The sequence below is a fragment of the Actinomyces gerencseriae DSM 6844 genome, from assembly GCF_000429265.1.
GTDB lineage: Bacteria > Actinomycetota > Actinomycetes > Actinomycetales > Actinomycetaceae > Actinomyces > Actinomyces gerencseriae.
Window position 1 is genome coordinate 36,809 of sequence record NZ_AUBN01000016.1, and the last position, 18,640, is coordinate 55,448.

The window sequence follows — 18,640 nt, forward strand, 5'->3', positions numbered from 1 at the left end:
GCCGCCGGACCGATCTCGCTGCGGAACTGAACCGATCTCGAGCCGGAACCCGACCGATCTCGGCGCGGAACCGGGCTCGGGCCGACCGGGGGATCAGGAGGACGAGTCCGCCGACCCGGCCGGGCCGTCCCAGGCCTGGTAGGCGAGGAATGGCGACTGCTCGCGCACGGCCCTCTTGTCCACGGCCTTGGCGGGCACCCGATGGCGGCGCAGGCGGCGCCCGGTCACCGCCCGCAGGACATCCTTGTACTGGGAGGCGCGGTGCAGGCGACCGGCGCTGTCGTTGCCGGTCACGCGATGGGTGATGTTGCAGGGGACCTCGATGACGGTCATCCCGGCGACGAGCACGTCGATGCTCAGGCCCGCCTCGACCCCCCAGCCCTCGGCCAGCGGCGCCGCCGCCTCGTAGGCCCGCCGCGTCAGGCAGCGCTGCCCCGACAGCGGCGCGACGGGCGCCCAGCCGGTGGCGACCGCGATGGCGGAGCGCGCGAGTCGCACGACACGACCGCGCCCCCCGGCCCCGGCCTGCTTGGGCGGAACGGCGATGGCCATGTCGGCGACGCCGTCGACGACGGGGGAGACGAGCTCGGCGCAGGCGGCGGCGGAGTCGCCCAGGTCGGCATCGATGAAGAGCAGCAGGCGAGCGGGACCGTCCTCGTAGTCGCGCATCCCCACCACGCTGACGCCGGTCTCCAGGGCGGAGGCCTTGCCGCGACCGACGGAGTGCCGGACGGTCACCGCCCCGGCGGCGCGGGCGTGGTCCTGGGTGCCGTCGGTGGAGCCGTCATCGACGACGACGACGAGATCGACGCGGGGAATGGACCGGCAGGCGCGCACCGTGGCCGATATGCGGTCCGCCTCATCCCTGGCGGGGATGATAACCGCCGCCCGTTGCTCGGAGCGCTGGTCGGGCTGCAGCTCGTGCGATGGCGTCGGACTCACGGGACCAGGGTAGCCACAGGAGGACGATTGTCATTGTTTCGGTCGGCTCACGCGTGCCGCCCGGCCCGCGAGGACGGGACGCCACCCGGTGTCCGGGAGCGGGATCGCAACGCGCCGCGCGTGCGGCGCGGCAGGCGGCGGACCCCGCGGAAATACCCACGGAGAGCGGAAGACCGGCGGATCGCGGGCCGGCACGAGGCCCGCAGGAGGCCGCGGGCGGGCGGGCGCGCACGAGGACCGCGCGGGGTCGCCGGACGTCGACGCCGGAGGCCGGACGGGACCTCGTTCCCAAAACTTACCGATGAAACGGTTGCAGAAACTGACGAGTCGTTCGATTATCCCCCGTTCGTGGTTTTGATCACAGAAGTGTAACGCCGATCATGAGATTCTTGACTCTCAGGGACCCGTCAACGGCGCCGGGTTCCTTCCCTCTTCCCCGACAAGGCCGATGCCCTCGGGTGAGGTCGAAGACACCCTCATCGACCTCACCCGAGGATGCCCGACTCGACGGAATCGGCCGTCCCGACGGCGAACCGCGCCGTCGGCATCGTCATGCGCACTTGCCATAACCTCCTCTCGTGGAAAGAACAGTTTCCACAGGAGGTGCTCCGACGCCCAAGAGCCTGCATCCTCGCACGCGCCGTCTGCTCGCGCGCATCGGCCCGTCGATCCGCACCTGGCGGCGGGCCCAGGGGCTGACCGCCGAGCAGGTCGCGGATCGGGCGAGCATCTCCAGGCCGACGCTGCGGACGATCGAGACGCACCCGGAGAGGGCGTCCTTCGGCAACGTCATGGCGGTCCTCGCCGTCCTCGGTGTGGACGAGACGATCACGACGGCGATCGATCCCCTGGAGTCCGAGCGCGGCCGTGCCCTCGTCCTGGCGAGACTCGAACCCGGGGCCCGCCCATGACCGCCCGCTTCACCGCCGGGGACGACGCCGTACGCGCGGTCGTGGGCGCCGCGATCCTGGCGATCTGCACGCACTCGATCGATGACCACGCGAGGAACTTCGGCTTCCTCCACGACGGCGGGGCGTGGAGCGCGGCTCCGCTCTTCGACGTCGTGCCCTACCCGCAGGAGCAGGACGGCACGCCTCTGAGCCCCGAGGCACCCGGCCGATCACTGGAGCAACTGCTCGACATGGACTGGGGGCTGCGCCGCTCCGAGGTGCTGGCGCTGGCCACGCGGGTGGCCCGCGGCGCATGGGACCGGGCCCCGCGGGAGTTCGGGCTGGACCCGGAGGTGGCCGAGGCCTGCCGGGTCCTCATCGAGTCGGCCTGCGACTTCGGGACGGTGCTCGACGGGACGCAGCCCCGGTTCGGCAGCTGATCGAGCGGCGAGTCGGCGCCGGAGCGCGACCCCGCTCGCCCCGCCCAGGCCTGCGGCGAGCGGACTGCTGGCGGTCCGCTCGCCGAGCTCGATGGCGCGTATGATCCGCGCGGGCACGCCGCCGACCACGTGCATGGGCAGAATGCTCCCCACCACCACCGCGCCCGCCGCCACGACATGGTGACGCGGGGCCGAACAGCACGCGCGAGCCGATGCGGATCTCGGCGTCTCATGGAATTCCATGGAATCTCATGGGCCCTCATGGACACTCATGTGGTACTCATGGTGCTTATGGTGCTGCCCGCAACATCCGCCCGTGCCGCGAGTCGCCATCACAGCCGCCCTGCACCACCCTATGATCACGATGTGGTAACACACGATGTGGTAGCAACGGACCTGACGCCCCAGCAGCAGCTGGAGCTGCAATTCAAGGCGTCCTCCTCCAGCGACCTCATCGACGACGGGTTGAGGACCGTTCGCGATGGGCGCCTGTCGACGGCGAACCGCGACCAGGTTCTGGCGAGCCTGGCCACCGGGCTCGACCGGCTCTACACCCTCGCGCTCGACCTGCACCGGCTCGAGCTCGGCCGCCTGCCGGAGCGCCCCGATGCGGCGACGCTCCCGGAGCCCAGCCTAGCGGACCTGCACGCCCGGCTCTTCGACATCCTGGGCCTCCATCCCGGGCGGACGAGCGGGGGCGCCGATCAGTGGCTGTGCCGCCTGAGCGCGGACCCGGTCGCCGACGCGCTCGTCGAGGCCCTGGGCTACTACCGGGACACGACGGCGAGCGAGCAGAGGGCCCCGGACAGCGCCTGGGAGCGGGTCCGGGCCGCCGTCGACCTGGATCCGGGTGTCGGGAGCCACCGCCTCAGGTCCCGGGCGGATGACGGCGCGGGCGGTACGGATGACGCGGCCGACCCGGCAGGCGCCGAGAATCCGGGAGACGCGGCGGCGGGCACGGCGACGGCACGGGCCTACCGGGAGGCGTGGAACAGTCGATTCATCTCCACCGTCGAGACCATCCGCTCCACCATCGACGCCTGCAGCCAGGACGGCCTGCTCGGCGGCCCGGCCCAGAGCCTGGGCGCCGAGCTCGCGCAGCGGCGTCGGGGAACGGATGCGGCATGAGTCGGTACGGCGAGGGGACTCCACGGCGTCCCGACCGGGCGGCGGAGGCCGGGGCCGGGGAGACTGCACCGGGATCCTCTCCGACACGGCGCTCATCCGGACGCCGGAGGGCGGCGGAGGCGGCCGCGCCGCAGCTCGGCGACCCACCGCGCACCACGCGGGGACCACGACAGACACGAGCACGTGAGGATGATGAACAGGTGCGGGAATTCTCACAGGTACGATCAGCCGGCGAGGGCGTGAGCGGCGCCGTGGTGCCGCCGCTGTCGGGTCCCGTGCGGGTGGGCGATTACGCGCGCTCGGCGTCCTTCGTCACCGGCGACGACACCCGGGAGGTCCTCCTCCCGGAGGGAACGGTGGCCAGGTGGGACACGTCGGCGGCGATATGGCGATCGGCCGGGCAGTCCTGGGGCAGCGACTACGACCGGTACGCGCTGCCCGCCGATGGGGAGTGGCCGCTGCTGGTCCCGCAGACCATCGAGTGCCCGAGGGGCTTCTCGGCCTGGAGCGACCGCGGCGCCTGGGGACGACGACTGCCGCGGGAGACCGTCGTCGACGGGTTCCGGGCCGAGGCGACGGCGATGCTCGACCGCACCCCGGTACGGCTGCTCGACGTGTGGGGGGACACGGCGCGGGTGAGCGCGGACGAGCGCGACGCGCTCGGCGACTGGATCGACCTGTCGAGGCTGACGCGAGTGGTCGTGGAGCAGACTCGGGCCCTGACGGCGGTGGGCGGCGAGCTGACGGCGTCGGTCCCCGACCGGTTCATGGACTGGCGGGTGGTGCTGCCGCAGGGGTTCAGCGGGGTGGGCCTGTCCGGCGCCGGGCCCGAGGCACCGCTGGAGGGGTGGACGCCGTCGTACGTGGGGCCGGTCCCGGCGTCGGGGCAGATGTTCGCGGTGCTCCACGGCATGCCGTTCAAGGCCGCCGAGTTCCATGACCGCGACCGCGTGTACCCCGAGCCGGTCACCCTGCTGAAGGCGGAGCCCTACTACCCGTGCCCGCAGGGCTTCGGCATCGACCGGAACTACTCCAAGTGGTGGATGACCGAGCCGATCGCGACGTCGCAGCTCGACGGAACGTTCTCGGTCGCGCGCGTACGGGCCGTATGGCGGGGCAGGCACGTGGAGGTGCGGCACGTGGCGTACGCCTACGCCTACGTGCGGGAGCTGGAGACCGTGCCGGGGCGCCAGCGGCCGGCGCGCCAGCCCGGGCTCTCCGAGCTGGACACGCTGGAGGGTCCGATTCGTCTCGACGAGCTCGAGCACGTGAGGTTCAGCGTCTCGGTGAAGACCCGCCATCGCGAGGGCGGACCCTGGCGGTTCCTGGAGGCATGGGGGCTGAACCCCTATCTGCGCACCTGGGCGGCCGTGCACATCGAGCGCGGCGCCTGGCAGTCGTGGCCCATGCCCGCCGCACCCGCGACCGCCAGGACCAGGAGATCGCGCGGCAATCATCGCTCCTCGCTGTACGCGGGCGTCTGAGTCGCCGTGGGCGAGCGCCCGAGTCCGGGTGGCGCGGCACCGGGAGTGGCGCGGCACCGGGGACGCGGCGAGAGGCTCCGTCCACTCATAGGTTTGAGTCCCTGAAGACGCAGAACTCATAGTGCGTTCACAGGTTGCGTGGGGGCGTGCGTCCAGGCGAGCCTGATTCCATAGTCATCGCCGCTGGACGGAACGGGTCGCGAGGGACGGGCTTCCCCGCTGGTGATCCGGCCGAGAGCCACCAGGGTTGCAGGGACCCCTGATGGACTCGCTCCGGCGAGGGAGGATGCGCTCCCCGGTTCAGGTAGCCCGGGTATGAGCCCCTCGACGACATGGGCCCGCGGGCCGGGAGAGACAACCCGGCGCCGCGGGCCCGGTCCGCTCTCGGGCGCGTGCGGATCGCGGTCCGCACGACGAGCGGGCCGCGGAGCCGAGTCTCAGCGGGCGGCGTCGGAGGCGCGCTCCACGAGATGGCGTCCGGCGCCGTCCTCCCGCCCTGCTCGGACATGGACCGGGGCACGACTTCCTAGACGTTTCTCAGGCGCGGCGGGGCGGTTTTCCAGGGCGCACTGGTTACATGGTTACTGCCGTCGGACGGGACGGGTCGTGAGGGTTGGGGAACCCGTCGAGCGGTCCGTCGCCGAGGTCGAGGCGGGTCTTAGGGAGCCCGCTCCGATCGCTCCGGCGAAGGAGGATGTGCTCCCCCGGATGTGGGAACCCGGGGTGCGAGCCCCTCGACGACATGGGCCCGCGGGCCGGGAGAGACAACCCGGCGCCGCGGGTCTAGTCATATCCCGGGAGCGGGGCGGTGGGCGGCAGGCAGTCGGCACCCGCCGAGATCGGTTCACTTCCGCAGCGAGATCGGTCGAGTTCCGCACCGAGATCGGTTCGACGGCGGCGCGGTGACGTCCGGACCCTCGGCTCGACCGGCGAATCCGCACAGAACCCGCCGGAGGGAGGCGAGGCGCAAGGTCCCCCGTTGCCCGATGCGGCGCGCACCACTCTTGCAGCCCCTCGTGGTCGTACCTTCTCGCGCCCGGTCGTACCCGACTCGGCGCGGTCGTACCTTCTCGCTCGTGGTCGTACGGTAGCCGGGTTCTAAGGTACGACCGCGCGGCATCACGTACGACCGCGGAGCGCTGCGTACGACCGCGCGGCCCCGGGTACGACCGCACGAGACCCGAACACGCATAGCACCGCCTATGGGGGCTTATTCATGGTGTGTGGGTGTTTATGAGTCCGAGGACAGCTGTGATGGTTACCGGGAAGGCGCCCAGTGGTCTTCTGCGGCCGGTGTGCAGGACGCGCCAGGTCCTGGGTGTTCGCGATGACCCGTGAGACGGTGGACTGCCGGACGCCGTGGACCTCGGCGAGCAGCTCCTGGACCGGGTTGTGGCGCAGGTAGCTCAGGACCTCAGGCGCACGCACCGGTGCAGATCCGGCACCCGCACCCCGAAGACCGGTAGAGGGCCCGCGGCGTGGATCGCCTCGCACAGGTCCGCAACCTCACCGCGGGTGATCCTCGCGCTACTATTCATGATGGTGGCTCGCCTCCCGATTGAATTGACCTCAGCACCTGAGCTATCTCAGGAGCAGGCCGCTGTCCCACCCAGCGACACGCACCCCACTAAAACACCCCGGGCACCCCATGAATAAGACTCTAGCCCTGAGCGTATCCGACGAACCGCCGCTCGATTCTCGGCATCAAGCGGTGCATGAAGTACAGGTTTCCGTAGACCAGCACCATCACCAGCATGAAGCATGCTACCGTCGACAGATCGATTCTCCAGTAGTGGGAGACAATGAGCCACATCACCGGAACCTGAAGAGTGGCAGTCACAACCCCGGGGACGTACCCTTTGAACCGGAAACACATTCTATAGTGAATGAGGAAGTGAAGACTGTACGCCACACAGAAGCACAGGTACAATCCGTCACCTTGCGTCAGCGAGCAAACATAAGAGACGGTCAGCAGGATAACAAACTCCTCCAGAACCCCCACCGTGAATGCCGACCCATCCCTGGTCCCCCCAAAATAGCCCGTCTGGTCGGGGAGCATCCGAAACCTCGCCCGCCTCTTCCACAGAGGCAGGAACACCATCTCCTCAAAATCATGCAGAATAAACAGGATCGGTAGCGCCCAGTAGTCGAGCAGAAACGACATTCTTCCTCCCAGCGATGGCTTATCGGTCGAGAGGACCGTATGCCGAAAACCCGATCCGTTCCACTCGCGCAGCACGTGTGGTACAGATTCGCAGAATCCGTACCACACAACAGGGAAGTCGAGCCCGCCCCTCGACGCGGCACGCTCACAGCCGTCAAGCCCGAGCTGCGCAGTGTGGGCTGGATTGTGTTTCTGGCGAGGTTTTCGTTGGAATAACGCCGGTGAGGTGTCGTTGTGGGGCATCAGCCTCAACGACCACCACCTCACGGCCCCCGCCCCCCCGACCCCGAAACCGAAGCCGAAGCCGAAGAGATCCTCACCGCCCTCAACATCCCGACAGGGCACCAAAACTGCGCAACTCGGACCAAGACCCCGCGATGGAGCCGACTATCGCACGTACCCGGCGTAGACCGATAGCTCCTCAAGAAACGTCCTGACAACCTCTGAGGCCTTTGGGCTCATGCCATGATCGATCCAGTGCAGGAGAATATTCCACATTCCACCAACGACCAGCAGGTCCACGAGAGTCTCGTCAACTTCGGAGACTCCGTGCCAGGGAAGGCCAGAGTGCGGCAGCACCTCCAGGAACTTCTTTCGCTGCACATCGAGCGCCAGATCCAAGAGCTGACGCCTTCTCAGCAGGGCAACACATTCTCTGCGATCCCCCCAGAAGGAGAAATAAAAGTTGAGAAGGCTCTCAATATCCGAGATGCCACGCTCCTCAACACCTTGGAGATACTCCGTCAGCAACTCCTCCACATGGAACACCAGGACGGACCTCTTCGTGGAGAAATGGCGATAGTACGTATTTCTGGAGACACCCGCCCTGGCCGCCACCTCCGACACGGAGATCTCATCGAGCTCATAAACCGCAAGCTTTTCGAAGAGAGCCTCGGCGATCCGCATCTTGGAACGGTGCGCGCGAACGTCCACAGCGACTCCATCACGATCAGCACTCCCCATCATATTCTGGAGTGTAGTCCTCGATCGCAGATGGAGAGACTTGGAGGTCGCGTCAGTAGGTGCGGTTCGGGAGCAGGGTGCGAGCACAAGGTCCCGGTAAGAAGTGAGTCGTCCGTACTTGCCTCTGCTCCTGGGAGCGTTTCCTCGTCCCCACCCCGCCATCATCGGTGACGGAGCCCTTGCGGGTCCGGTTCGCCGCGCTGCTGCCCGAGCATGTCGATACCGGGGCTTGCCCCGGACCACCCGGGACCACCAACAAGGTCACGGGCCGGGCGGTCACGGCCGACTGCGGGCCGAACAGCGCCCCGGGACGACGCCTCACACCGAGGCGCGCTCGACCAGGCGCATGTCCATGACGACCGTCTCGGGGGGCGCGCCGTCGATCATGGCGAGCGCGAGCTCGGCCGCGCGCGCGCCCTCCTCGCGCAGCGGCTGGTGCACGGTCGTGATCCCCGGGCTGTACTGGGAGGCCAGGTGATGGTCGTCGAAGCCGACGACCGAGACATCGCCCGGCACGTCCCTCCCGGCCTCGCGCAGGGCCTCGATGGCGCCGACGGCGATGCGGTCCGACCCGGCGAGGACGGCGTCGAAGCGGGCTCCGCCCTCCAGGAGAGCGCGCACGGCCCGGTGACCGCCGAGCTGGTCCCAGCCGGTGTGGACGACCCGGTCATCGCCCATGCGCCGCCCGAGCACGCGCCGGTAGCCGCGGATGCGATCCGCCGACGCCGGGTTCCCGGCGGGCCCCATGACGCAGACGACGTCGGTCCTGCCGGCGTCCACGAGGGCCCGTGCGGCGAGCGCCGCTCCATCGACGTCGTCGGAGTAGACGCTCGAGAAGACGCCCCGGTACGGATCCCCCTCGAGCTGACCGCACAGGACGACGGGGAGCCCGAGCTCGCGGAGCCGGTCCAGGAGCCCGTCCCCCTCGTAGGGGGTCATGACGATGACGGCATCGACGGCGCCCCTGCCGGCGTGCTCGACGACGCGCTCCCGCTCGGCTTCGGTGGCCGCCTCCAGGATCATGGGCAGATTAGGGCCGTTCGCGAGCCGTGAGACGATCCCGTGGCACAGGCGCGCGTAGGTGGGGTCGGTGAAGAGCTCCTCGAGGGGGTCGGTGAAGAGCAGCGCGATGGCCTCGGACCTGCCGACCGCCAACGCACGGCCCCTGCGATTGACGACGAACCCCGTCTCCTCGACGGCGCGCGCCACCCGATCGCGGGTCTCCTGCGTGCACTTGGGGGAGTCGTTGAGCACCCGGGAGACGGTCGATGGGGCCACGCCGGCGGCGCGGGCGACGTCGGCGATGGTTACGCGCTGGCCCGGGGATGTCACACCCCAATCCTCCCCGCCCGCGCACGGATCCGCATCCCGCTTGCGCTCCGAGCGGTCACCGCACTACATTTGTGGAACCGCTTCCACGACGTTGTGGAACCGGTTCCCCTGACGCCGGGGAGAGTACGAAGGAGCACGACGATGGCGCACTCGAACGACTGGGAGAATCCCGGGCTGCCCCACCGCAACCGATTGCCGGCACGGGCCCACTTCTTCGGATACCCGTCCGTTGCGGCGGCGGCCACCCGCGACCGGGCGCAGTCCACGGGATTCACCGATCTCACCGGCCCGTGGTCCTTCCGCCTCTTCGACTCGCCGGGGCGGGTCCACGCCGACGACCTCGCCGCGCCCCACCCCGAGTGGGACGAGGTCCGGGTCCCCCACCTGTGGCAGATGGACGGCTACGGGCGGCTGCAGTACACGGATGAGGGCTACCCCTTCCCGGTCAGACCGCCGCTCGTCCCCTCCGCCAACCCCACCGGCGTCTACCAGCGGGAACTGGCCCGCCCCGCCCTCGCACCCGGCGAGCGGGCGATCCTGCGGATGGACGGCGTGGACTCCTACGCCGAGATCTACGTCAATGGCGGCCTCGCGGGCATGACGAAGGGCTCCCGGCTGAGCGCCGAGTTCGACCTCACCGAGCACCTGACCCGGGAGACGAACCTCCTGGCCGTCAAGGTGCTGCAGTACTGCGACGGCACCTACGTCGAGGACCAGGACATGTGGTGGGCCTCGGGGATCTTCCGCGACGTCCACCTCATCACCCGGCCGGCGGCGCGCCTGGAGGACTTCCACGTCCGGACCCGCCTGACCGCCGACGGCGGCGCCGACGTCACCCTGACGGTGAGCACGCACGGCGCCCACGACGTGCGGTGGTCCCTCACCGGCCCGGACGGCTCGTGCGCCCGGGGCATCGCCGCCGACTCGGCCCCCTCCACCGTGCACGTCCCCGACGCGGTCACGTGGAACCCGGAGTCTCCCGCGCTCTACGACCTGCTCATGGAGGTGCGGGACGACGACGGCACCATCGCCGAGGCGGTGCCGCACCGCCTCGGCCTGGCCGAGGTGGCCATTCGGGACGGCCGCCTCCTGCTCAACGGCACGTACATCAAGATGCGCGGCGTCAACCGCCACGACCACGACGACCACAGGGGCAGGGCCGTCGGCATGGACCGGGTGCGCCGCGATCTGGAGCTCATGAAGCGGCACAACATCAACGCGGTGCGGACCTCCCACTACCCCAACGACCCGCGCTTCTACGAGATGTGCGACGAGATCGGTCTCATGGTGGTGGCCGAGACGGACTTCGAGACCCACGGCTTCGAGAATGTCGGCGACCTCTCGCGCATCACGGACGACCCGGCCTGGGAGCCCGCCTGCGTCGACCGCATCGAGCGGCTCGTCGCCCAGGAGCGCAACCATGCCTGCGTCGTCCTGTGGTCCCTGGGCAACGAGTCGGGCTTCGGCCGCAACATCCGCGCCATGTACGAGCGGTGCAAGGAGCTCGACCCGCGGCCCGTGCACTACGAGGAGGACCGCGACGCCGAGTGCGTGGACGTGATCTCGACGATGTACTCGCGCGTGTCCCAGATGAACGACTTCGGCGAGCACCCCCATGCCAAGCCGCGCATCCTGTGCGAGTACGGGCACGCGATGGGCAACGGCCCCGGCGGTCTGGCCGAGTACCAGCGGGTCATCGACCGCTGGGAGTCCATCCAGGGGCAGTTCGTCTGGGAGTGGTGCGACCACGGCCTGGCCGCCGCCACCGAGGACGGGCGCGAGTACCACACCTACGGCGGCGACCACGGCGACTACCCGAACAACTCGAACTTCTGCATCGACGGGCTGCTCTTCCCCTGGCAGGAGCCGAGCCCCGGGCTCGCCGAGTACAAGCAGGTCATCTGCCCGGTCGCCGTCTCCTGGTCGGACGGCCGGCTGCGCGTGCGCAACGGCCGGTTCTTCACCGACGCCTCCGACGTCGTCCTCGACCTGGAGCGCGTCGTCGATGGCGTCACCGACTCGGTCCGCCGGCTCGCGCCCGGCGCGCTCCCTCCGCAGCAGGAGGTGGACCTGCCCTGCCCCGTCGAGGCGGCGGCGGGCGGCCTCACCCACCTGACCGTCCGCGTCCGCTCGACCGAGTCGGTCTCGTGGGCGCCGCAGGGGCGCGAGCTGGGTGTCTACCAGTTCCTCGTCGCCGATGAGACCGGCCCCGACGTTGCCGCCCACCTGCGCCCGCGAACGCCGCAGGCGGGAGGCTCCCCCCGGGCGCGAACCGAGCACGACGAGCTCGTCGTGACGAGCGAGGGACAGGAGATCCGCTTCGACGTCGTCACCGGCGCCCTGAGCTCGTGGGTCCGAGGGGAGCGGCACGTCCTGACCGCGCCGCCCGCCGTCGGCTTCTGGACCCCGCTCATCGACAACCACCAGCAGGAGAGCGACAGGCTCTGGATGAGTCGGCACCTGCAGATCATGCAGACCTCCACCCGCTCGGTCGCGTGGCGCGAGGAGGAGGACGGCGTCGTCGTCGAGGTCGTCCAGATCATCGCCCCGCCGGCGCTCGACCTCGGCTTCGAGGTGGCGCTGACGTACACGGTGGGCGGATCCGTCGTGAGTCTGAGCGCCGTCGGTCGCGCCGACGGCGGCTACGCGGGCTACTGCGACATCATCCCCCGGATCGGCGTCACCTTCGAGGCCCCCGGGGTCGGCCGCGAGGTCACGTGGCTCGGACTCGGGCCGGGCGAGAACTACCCGGACTCCCGCGCGGCCGCCGTCACCGGCAGGTGGAGCCGGACCGTGGACGGGATGCAGACGCCGTACGTGGTCCCCCAGGACTGCGCCAACCGCGGCGGGGTCCGCTGGTTCACGCTCACCGATGAGCGGGGCGCGGGCCTGGCGGTGGCGCGCACCCCGGGGACCGGGCGGTCGCCGGACGGCCCGCCGGAGGAGTTCTGCTTCTCGGTGTGGCCGTGGACCTGCCGGGACATCGACGGGGCGCGGCACCGCACCGACCTCGTCCCGCGGGAGAACGTGACCGTCAATGTCAACCACCGCGTGCTCGGGCTCGGCTCGAACTCCTGGGGCTCGGAGGTGCTCGAGGCCTACCGGACCCGGTTCGAGGACTTCGCCTTCTCCTTCGACCTCATCCCCCTCGACGGCGCCCGCACCGCCGCAACCGACCGCCCAGCGATAGGAGCCTGACGTCATGAAGATCCTCCCCGACCCCGAGGCGCTCGTCCGCGGGCAGGGCAGCGCCACGCCGTGGCGGCGCGCGCACCGGGCGATCGAGAACCTCGATCGCATCGCCCCTGGTACGGCCCACTCGATGGGCGACTCCCTGACCTATTGGAGAGGTCCGTCCAACGATCTGCTCGCGGCGTGGCGGGCGGGCGACGGACTCATCGCCTCGCGCCGCTATCTGAACGTCCTCCACGCCATCGACATCGACCTCGTGGTGGAGGTCGCCCCGGTGGCGGAGGCCCGGGTGCTCACGCCCTACGACGACCTCACCGACCGGGAGGTGCTGAGCGCCACCGCGGGGGTGCAGGCCGTCACGGTTCCCGCCGGGGGCGTCGGCGTCGTCGGCCCCGACGAGGCCTTCCGCCTGGTGCCCGGGGCGGGCGGGCGAGCCGCGATCCTCCGCGTCACCGTCGAGGGGGCGTCCCTCCCCGACGAGTGATCGACAGCGTCCCGGCCCGCGCCGTCCTCGCGGCCCGCGGCGCCCCTCCCCGGCGAGTCGCCGACGGCGTCGACCAGCGCTGACGGCGCGGCCCGCACGGCCGTCGCTGTCCCGCGAGGCCGTCACCGCCCCTCCCGGGTTCCTCCGGCCGCCCCGGATTCCCGACCTTCCCAACCTCTTCGGGCTCCTCCAGCCATCCCCGAACAACCTCCTTCCAGAAAGGAATCTCCCCATGCCCTCCGGTACCAGAGCGCGGATCGGTCAGTTCGCGCTGCTCACCATGACGGTGTCCGCCGTCTTCAACATCCGCAACGTCATCAACAACAACGTGGCGATCGGGCTGGCGTCGGCGCCGGCGTTCTTCCTCGCCACGATCCTGTACTTCGTCCCGTTCACGCTCATCATCGCCGAGTTCGTCGCCATGAACCGCAGCTCGGAGTCCGGCGTCTACCAGTGGGTGAAGACCTCGATGGGCGGCCGCTGGGCCTTCATGGCCGCCTTCTGCTACTGGTTCGTGAATCTGTTCTTCTTCGCCTCCCTGCTGCCGCTCGTCCTCGTCTTCACCTCCTACCTGGTCACGGGCGACGAGCAGACGATGTCGCCGTGGGCGATCACCGGGCTGTCGATCGCGATCTTCGCGGTGGCGACGTGGGTGTCGACGAAGGGCGCCAAGTGGATCGGCACGATCACGTCGATCGGTGCGACCGCGGTTCTCGTTCTCACCGGCGTCTTCGTCGTCATGTCGCTGGTGGCCCTGGCGGGAGGGGTGGAGCCCGCCACTGCGATCACCCCGGCGACGCTCGCCCCCGACACCTCCTCCTTCGCGACCACGTGGGCCTTCCTGGGGACGCTGGCCTGGATCATCCAGGGAGTGGGCGGCGCGGAGTCGGTCGGCGTGTTCCTCAACGACCTGCGCGGCAGCGTCAAGGCCTTCGTGCGCACCATCGTCGTCGCCGGCCTCATGATCGGGCTGCTGTACGCGGTGGCCTCGCTGCTCATGAACGTCTTCGTCCCGGTGGGCAGCCTGGAGCTGTCCAATGGCCTGTTCGTGGTCATGGGCGCGGTGGGCGAGCACGTCGGCATCCCGGTGCTGATCACCTACCGCGTCGTCGGACTGATCCTCCTGGCGGCGACACTGGGCTCGCTGCTCATGTGGACGTCGACGCCGGTGAAGATCTTCTTCTCCGAGATCCCGCGGGGCGTGTTCGGGGAGAAAGTCATCGAGCTCAACGAGCACGGCATCCCGTGGCGGGCGTCGTGGCTGCAGTTCGCGATCGTCGTGCCGATCCTCATCATCCCGGCGCTGGGGTCGGGCAACATCGACGACCTGCTTCAGATCGTCGTCAACATGACCGCGGCAACGGCGCTCATCCCGCCGCTGCTCATCCTGCTGGCCTACCTGGTCCTGCGGCTGCGCTACGACGGCGCGGAGCGCGAGTTCCGCATGGGCTCGCGGACGACGGGGCTGGTGATCGCAACGTTCCTGCTGGCGGTGTTCGGCTTCGTCTTCATCGCCGGGACGACGCCGGTCGACCAGGCCCTGTGGCTCACGCTCGTGTACAACGTGGGCGGCGTGGTCATCTTCCTCGGCCTGGCGCTGGCCTGGTACCAGCGCTACATCAAGCGTCTGAGCGCCTCCGACCCGCGGGCCGCCCGAGCCGAGCTCGCGCCGTCGGCCACCGGGGCCGAGCTCGCGCCGTCGGCCACCGGGGCCGAGCTCGCGCCGTCGGCCGCCGGGGCCGGTGACGAGAGCGGGACGAGGAGCGTCGGGGACGCCGAGGGCAAGACGATGAGCGCCCCGGACGACGAGCCGACCGCTGAGGAGGCGACCGCCGCGGCCACCGGGAAGTGAGCCGCATCCCGCCTCGCCCTACGGGACGCGGCCCGCGACCACCGCGGCCACCAGGCAGCAGGGCTCCGGGGCGGTCGGGCCGAGCGGGAGCGGAATGGTCCGCCGACCGGTGAGCAGGGCCCGGAGCGGCCGAGGCGCCGGGCCGAACGGAAAGCGGGGCTCCGGGGCGGCCGCCAGGGGCGGCCCGGCCTTTGCGCCGGGCCGCCCCTGGCAACGCATCCGCTACTCCTCGCCGCTTCCGCCCCCGACCTCCCCGGTTCCGCTCTCAAGCGCGCGAATGATGAGGTGCACGGCGTCCCGCGGCGGGACGTGCTCCCAGATGCGCAGTACCCTCCAGCCCTCGGCCTCCGCCATGGCGGTCGTCTCCGCATCGCGCTCGACATTCCTCGCGAGCTTCGGCTCCCAGTACTCGACGTGCGAGGCCGGGATCGTGCCGTGCTCGGGACATCCGTGCCAGAAGCACCCATCGACGAAAACGGCGAGCCGCCGACGGGTGAAGACGATGTCCGCACGGCGACGCTTATTGCTCCACGGCGCAAAATCGACGCGATACCGGTAGCCGCGCGCATGCAAGAGCCGACGGATCGCCAACTCCGGACGCGTGTCGCGGCGCCGATTCGACGTCATCGATCGGGCCGTGCCGGGACTACTGGCCCAGGACCCTCCGGTTTTCTCGGCACCGTCCATCCCGCCTCCTCGGTCCTTCTCGATCATTCGCAGTCATTCTCGATCATTCAATATCGACAACGGGATCGTTGCTCCGATCGGGCCGCCTCACGGTGAAGGAGATGCGCCCCTTCGGAGCAGCAGAATATGGAATCGCGAGGGAGAAGAGTGTCGCCGTATCCGCGGCCGTCATCTTCTCCGGAAGCAACTTCGGGGCTCTTCGTGTGTGTGGGTGTGGTCGGGGTGGGCGGGTGCCGGTGGTCCGATGTCTTGGAGTCCTGCGCGGTCGTACCCGGGGGCGCGCAGTCGTACGTGGAGACGCGCGGTCGTACCTTAAAGGGGCTCTAAGGTACGACCACGTGGAGTTGCGTACGACCACGCGCGTAGAGGTACGACCGCACGGCTTTACGTACGACCGGGTGAGACTGCGTACGACCACATGGAGACAGTGGCCCACGATGACGAAGCGGTGCGCGCCCCCGAGCACTCCGGGCCCCACAGACCAGCGGTGCGCAGCGGTGAGCGCGCACCGCACAGGGGCCGCATAACAGCGGGCTTCAGCAACACAGACCAGCGCAAGACCGCATCGGAGGTAGTTTCAACGCCGGGCCTCACAGGCCAACGGCGCGGGACTGCAGGGCCTGCAGGACGCAAGCAGGACCCATGCGGGCGCCGGTGCCTGCACCCGCAGCAGCGCGCGGCGAGCACCCAGGACCTCCGGGACCCATTGCGCGGCGGGGGGCATGTCCGAACCTGTTGCAAAGGAGCCGCCTACCGGTATCAGCAGCAGAGAAAAAACCCGGAATATCAACAATCCGTTTTGCGCGTTCCAGCCGGATCCAGGCCTTGCAACAGACTCGGACACCCGAACACCAAAACGAACCCCACCGACGAACGATACGGCGCGAGCCGACATCCCCTACGAGCACGACAACGGACAACCCCGCCGGAAGCACGACACATCCCCGGCACGACCCCCGGCGCACTCACACCCCGGGACCGTCGACCAGCACCCCGGCGGCCCCGACGAGAAAGAGCCCCGAACAGCCGCATCTCCCCACCCCGAACACGAAGAACCTCGAAACGGCCGCGACTGCCGATCGAGCCGTGTAGTCTCGAGACAAGGACCGCGAAGTTCTGGTAAGCAATTTCGAGAGCCCCAAAGGAAAGTTGTCAGTCTAAAATACCAACGAACAGGACGGCTCAGCGACCGAAGTGAAACACCCGCTATTCACCCCCGACGAGGAACTCGACGCCCACCTCGCCACGATGCAGTGGTTCGAGGCGCAGCAGGCGGACGGCCACGAACTCTTCACGCATCAGGAGCTCATGCGCGGATTCATGTGGCACGGGCATCGTCTCCCGCTCGTTCACCAGACGCAGGGGATCTGGAAGCCCGCCGGCTTCGCCTCCTCCTTGACTTTCAAAACCGCGGCGCCGAAATCCGGCAAAGAGGCCCCGTACACGGACCGGATCGACGATGACGGGCTGCTTCGCTACAAGTTCGCCGACTCCCCCGGCAAGCAGTGGACCAACGAGGCGATGATCGAAGCCGCCCGCCGCAACTACCCTCTCGCCTGGCTCGTCGGCGTCAAACCGACGGACTCCCTGCTGTACTACTACGTCCGTTTCCCCGCCTTCATTGAACGGATCGACCAAGAGAGTTCGGAATTCATTATCGCCATCGAAGAGGCGAGGTCGGCCGTCATCGAGAATGCCGGCCCTCCGCTGATCGAACGAAGGTACGTATCTCGTTGGACCAGGGCGCGCGTTCACCAGCACGATTTTCGCGAGCACGTCATCAGCGCATATGAAATCTCCTGCGCCGTCTGCGACCTCCCGCACGCGCAACTCCTCGAAGCCGCACATATCATCCCGGACGCGGAGGAGTCGGGCGCACCCGAAGTCAGCAATGGCCTTGCACTGTGCAGGGTCCATCACACGGCTTACGATCGCAACCTCATCGGCATCGATGCGAACCACTGCATCCATGTGGCGGAGCGGGCGCGGAAGCTCGAGACGGATTCCCATCGCACCGGCTTTCTGGCTTTCGACGCCGAATCCCTCACGCACGTGCCGAGGAGCAAACGGCTGCGCCCGGATGGCGATCGTCTCAGCGAGCACTTCCGCCGCTTCCTGGAGGCCGAGGAGAAGACCTCGGCGTAGCAAGCGGACGGAAAGCTTCAGGCAAGCTACGACGCGCCGCGCAGACTCTCCCCGCACAGCGCACCGCACCCGAGATCGGAGAGCACTCATGCCCTACCCCAACGACATCGCCGACGAAACCGAGCGCGACATCCTCGAGCGGGCCGCTCACCTGGCCACCGTCCTCGAGGACGACTGGTACCGCCCCCACCGCGCGGAGAACGACCGGGACGACGTCATGCTGCTCGTCGCGAATCTCCTTCAGTCGCACGCGGACACCGGCATCGAGTTGCACACCTGGCGGCGAGCCCTCGACGTCGTCGTCGATCACCTGGCGGCGGACCCGCACGGGTCCGCCCTGCTGCGCCGCCTGAACCGACCGACGCGGTTCACCGTCGTCGGCACCTGGCGGGAGGGCCGACGCGAAGCCATCGCCGCGCTACCCGGCAGACGCAGCCGCGACACCGCCGTCGGCGCCTGGTCCGCTCAGGTCCGGGCCGTCACCGCCGCCGACGCCGCCAGGGCCGCCGTCGGATGAGAGGACCCTCGGCACGCCGCCGAACCGGCCGGACATGCGGAGGCTGAGCAGATCGGGATCCTTCCGCCCCTCAACGTCCGCGTGGTCGGACACCCGCGCCGGCTGAGGCCGTCCACTGTCCCTGTCAGCCGGCCGAACCCCACCGCGACGTAGCATTCCTGACCGCATGAGCCGGATCTCGTAGGTTGTGAAGGCTGGTGCCGCTCCCCACGCGAAGCCCAGAGGCGAGGTAATGCGGTCCTCCGTCACCCTCGGGCGCATGGAGCCGCCAGGCAATCTCACCAGCATTGACCGCGGCATCCCGAGCAACCCGGCCACTCGGGACGAGAGGCATCCAACCACCATTCAAGTGTCATGGATCACAACATCGCGTACTGGCCACGACGCCCTACCGCCACCCACCCTTCTCACATAACTCCC

Annotated in this window: 16 protein-coding genes; 9 read left to right on the top strand and 7 right to left on the bottom strand. The window is 69.2% G+C overall.

Features of this window, described 5'->3' with window-relative positions:
- Positions 1–93 precede the first annotated feature (93 nt).
- Complete coding sequence (locus tag G448_RS0108155) at positions 94–942, bottom strand: glycosyltransferase (RefSeq protein WP_390882947.1); 849 nt, start codon at positions 940–942, stop codon at positions 94–96.
- A gap of 578 nt (positions 943–1,520) precedes the next feature.
- Here G448_RS0108155 and G448_RS0108160 point away from each other — a divergent pair.
- The 4 genes from G448_RS0108160 (at position 1,521) to G448_RS0108175 (ending at position 4,884) form a co-directional block, all read left to right on the top strand.
- A complete protein-coding gene (locus tag G448_RS0108160; protein WP_211227984.1) occupies positions 1,521–1,853 on the top strand; it encodes a helix-turn-helix domain-containing protein in 333 nt (110 codons plus the stop codon).
- Positions 1,850–2,272 carry a HipA domain-containing protein gene (locus tag G448_RS0108165; RefSeq protein WP_026407595.1) on the top strand — a complete coding sequence of 141 codons (423 nt, stop codon included), beginning with the start codon at positions 1,850–1,852 and terminating at the stop codon, positions 2,270–2,272. Before G448_RS0108160 ends, G448_RS0108165 begins: the two co-directional genes overlap by 4 nt.
- A 366-nt stretch (positions 2,273–2,638) precedes the next feature.
- Positions 2,639–3,400, top strand: coding sequence for a hypothetical protein (locus G448_RS0108170; protein WP_026407596.1), 762 nt, complete (start codon positions 2,639–2,641; stop codon positions 3,398–3,400).
- A 239-nt stretch (positions 3,401–3,639) separates the two neighbouring features.
- Positions 3,640–4,884, top strand: coding sequence for a hypothetical protein (locus G448_RS0108175; RefSeq protein ID WP_245572253.1), 1,245 nt, complete (start codon positions 3,640–3,642; stop codon positions 4,882–4,884).
- A gap of 1,200 nt (positions 4,885–6,084) precedes the next feature.
- Here the strand turns inward: G448_RS0108175 and G448_RS19205 are convergent.
- The 5 genes from G448_RS19205 to G448_RS0108190 form a co-directional block, all read right to left on the bottom strand.
- Positions 6,085–6,312, bottom strand: coding sequence for a transposase family protein (locus G448_RS19205; protein WP_425393644.1), 228 nt, complete (start codon positions 6,310–6,312; stop codon positions 6,085–6,087).
- Positions 6,291–6,422, bottom strand: coding sequence for a hypothetical protein (locus G448_RS18990; protein ID WP_281170946.1), 132 nt, complete (start codon positions 6,420–6,422; stop codon positions 6,291–6,293). Before G448_RS18990 ends, G448_RS19205 begins: the two co-directional genes overlap by 22 nt.
- A 122-nt stretch (positions 6,423–6,544) precedes the next feature.
- Positions 6,545–7,291: an HXXEE domain-containing protein gene (locus G448_RS0108180; RefSeq protein WP_211227985.1), complete on the bottom strand. Its 747-nt coding sequence runs from the start codon at positions 7,289–7,291 to the stop codon at positions 6,545–6,547.
- A gap of 144 nt (positions 7,292–7,435) precedes the next feature.
- Positions 7,436–8,014 (bottom strand): TetR/AcrR family transcriptional regulator, encoded by a 579-nt coding sequence (locus G448_RS0108185; RefSeq protein WP_169720836.1) that lies wholly within the window; start codon positions 8,012–8,014, stop codon positions 7,436–7,438.
- A 315-nt stretch (positions 8,015–8,329) separates the two neighbouring features.
- Entirely contained in the window at positions 8,330–9,343 is a 1,014-nt protein-coding gene (locus tag G448_RS0108190; RefSeq protein WP_026407600.1) for a LacI family DNA-binding transcriptional regulator, read from the bottom strand.
- A gap of 141 nt (positions 9,344–9,484) precedes the next feature.
- Here G448_RS0108190 and G448_RS15735 point away from each other — a divergent pair, with 141 nt between their 5' ends.
- From G448_RS15735 to G448_RS15745, 3 genes are all read left to right on the top strand, one after another.
- Positions 9,485–12,541: a glycoside hydrolase family 2 TIM barrel-domain containing protein gene (locus G448_RS15735; RefSeq protein WP_084436520.1), complete on the top strand. Its 3,057-nt coding sequence runs from the start codon at positions 9,485–9,487 to the stop codon at positions 12,539–12,541.
- 4 nt (positions 12,542–12,545) lie between these two features.
- Positions 12,546–13,019, top strand: a complete 474-nt coding sequence (locus tag G448_RS17050) for a NanQ anomerase/TabA/YiaL family protein (protein ID WP_051268762.1) — start codon at positions 12,546–12,548, stop codon at positions 13,017–13,019.
- A gap of 232 nt (positions 13,020–13,251) precedes the next feature.
- Positions 13,252–14,871 carry an amino acid permease gene (locus G448_RS15745; protein WP_245572254.1) on the top strand — a complete coding sequence of 540 codons (1,620 nt, stop codon included), beginning with the start codon at positions 13,252–13,254 and terminating at the stop codon, positions 14,869–14,871.
- 222 nt (positions 14,872–15,093) lie between these two features.
- Here G448_RS15745 and G448_RS15750 read toward each other — a convergent pair whose 3' ends face one another.
- On the bottom strand, positions 15,094–15,498 hold the full coding sequence (locus tag G448_RS15750) for a very short patch repair endonuclease (protein WP_051268771.1): 405 nt from the start codon (positions 15,496–15,498) through the stop codon (positions 15,094–15,096).
- A 1,254-nt stretch (positions 15,499–16,752) separates the two neighbouring features.
- Between G448_RS15750 and G448_RS0108220 the strand changes: the two genes are divergently transcribed.
- Together G448_RS0108220 and G448_RS0108225 are read left to right on the top strand one after the other, a co-directional pair.
- Entirely contained in the window at positions 16,753–17,703 is a 951-nt protein-coding gene (locus G448_RS0108220) for an HNH endonuclease (RefSeq protein ID WP_026407602.1), read from the top strand.
- A gap of 88 nt (positions 17,704–17,791) precedes the next feature.
- Entirely contained in the window at positions 17,792–18,220 is a 429-nt protein-coding gene (locus tag G448_RS0108225) for a hypothetical protein (protein WP_026407603.1), read from the top strand.
- The last annotated feature ends 420 nt before the right edge of the window (positions 18,221–18,640 follow it).

Excerpts from the sequence above, each read along its gene's own strand:
- G448_RS0108165 (WP_026407595.1), top strand. The coding sequence starts at position 1,850 with ATGACCGCCCGCTTCACCGCCGGGGACGACGCCGTACGCGCGGTCGTG.
- G448_RS18990 (WP_281170946.1), bottom strand. The coding sequence starts at position 6,422 with ATGAATAGTAGCGCGAGGATCACCCGCGGTGAGGTTGCGGACCTGTGC.
- G448_RS0108180 (WP_211227985.1), bottom strand. The coding sequence starts at position 7,291 with ATGCCCCACAACGACACCTCACCGGCGTTATTCCAACGAAAACCTCGC.
- G448_RS0108185 (WP_169720836.1), bottom strand. The coding sequence starts at position 8,014 with ATGATGGGGAGTGCTGATCGTGATGGAGTCGCTGTGGACGTTCGCGCG.
- G448_RS15735 (WP_084436520.1), top strand. The coding sequence starts at position 9,485 with ATGGCGCACTCGAACGACTGGGAGAATCCCGGGCTGCCCCACCGCAAC.
- G448_RS17050 (WP_051268762.1), top strand. The coding sequence starts at position 12,546 with ATGAAGATCCTCCCCGACCCCGAGGCGCTCGTCCGCGGGCAGGGCAGC.
- G448_RS15745 (WP_245572254.1), top strand. The coding sequence starts at position 13,252 with ATGCCCTCCGGTACCAGAGCGCGGATCGGTCAGTTCGCGCTGCTCACC.
- G448_RS15750 (WP_051268771.1), bottom strand. The coding sequence starts at position 15,498 with ATGACGTCGAATCGGCGCCGCGACACGCGTCCGGAGTTGGCGATCCGT.
- G448_RS0108225 (WP_026407603.1), top strand. The coding sequence starts at position 17,792 with ATGCCCTACCCCAACGACATCGCCGACGAAACCGAGCGCGACATCCTC.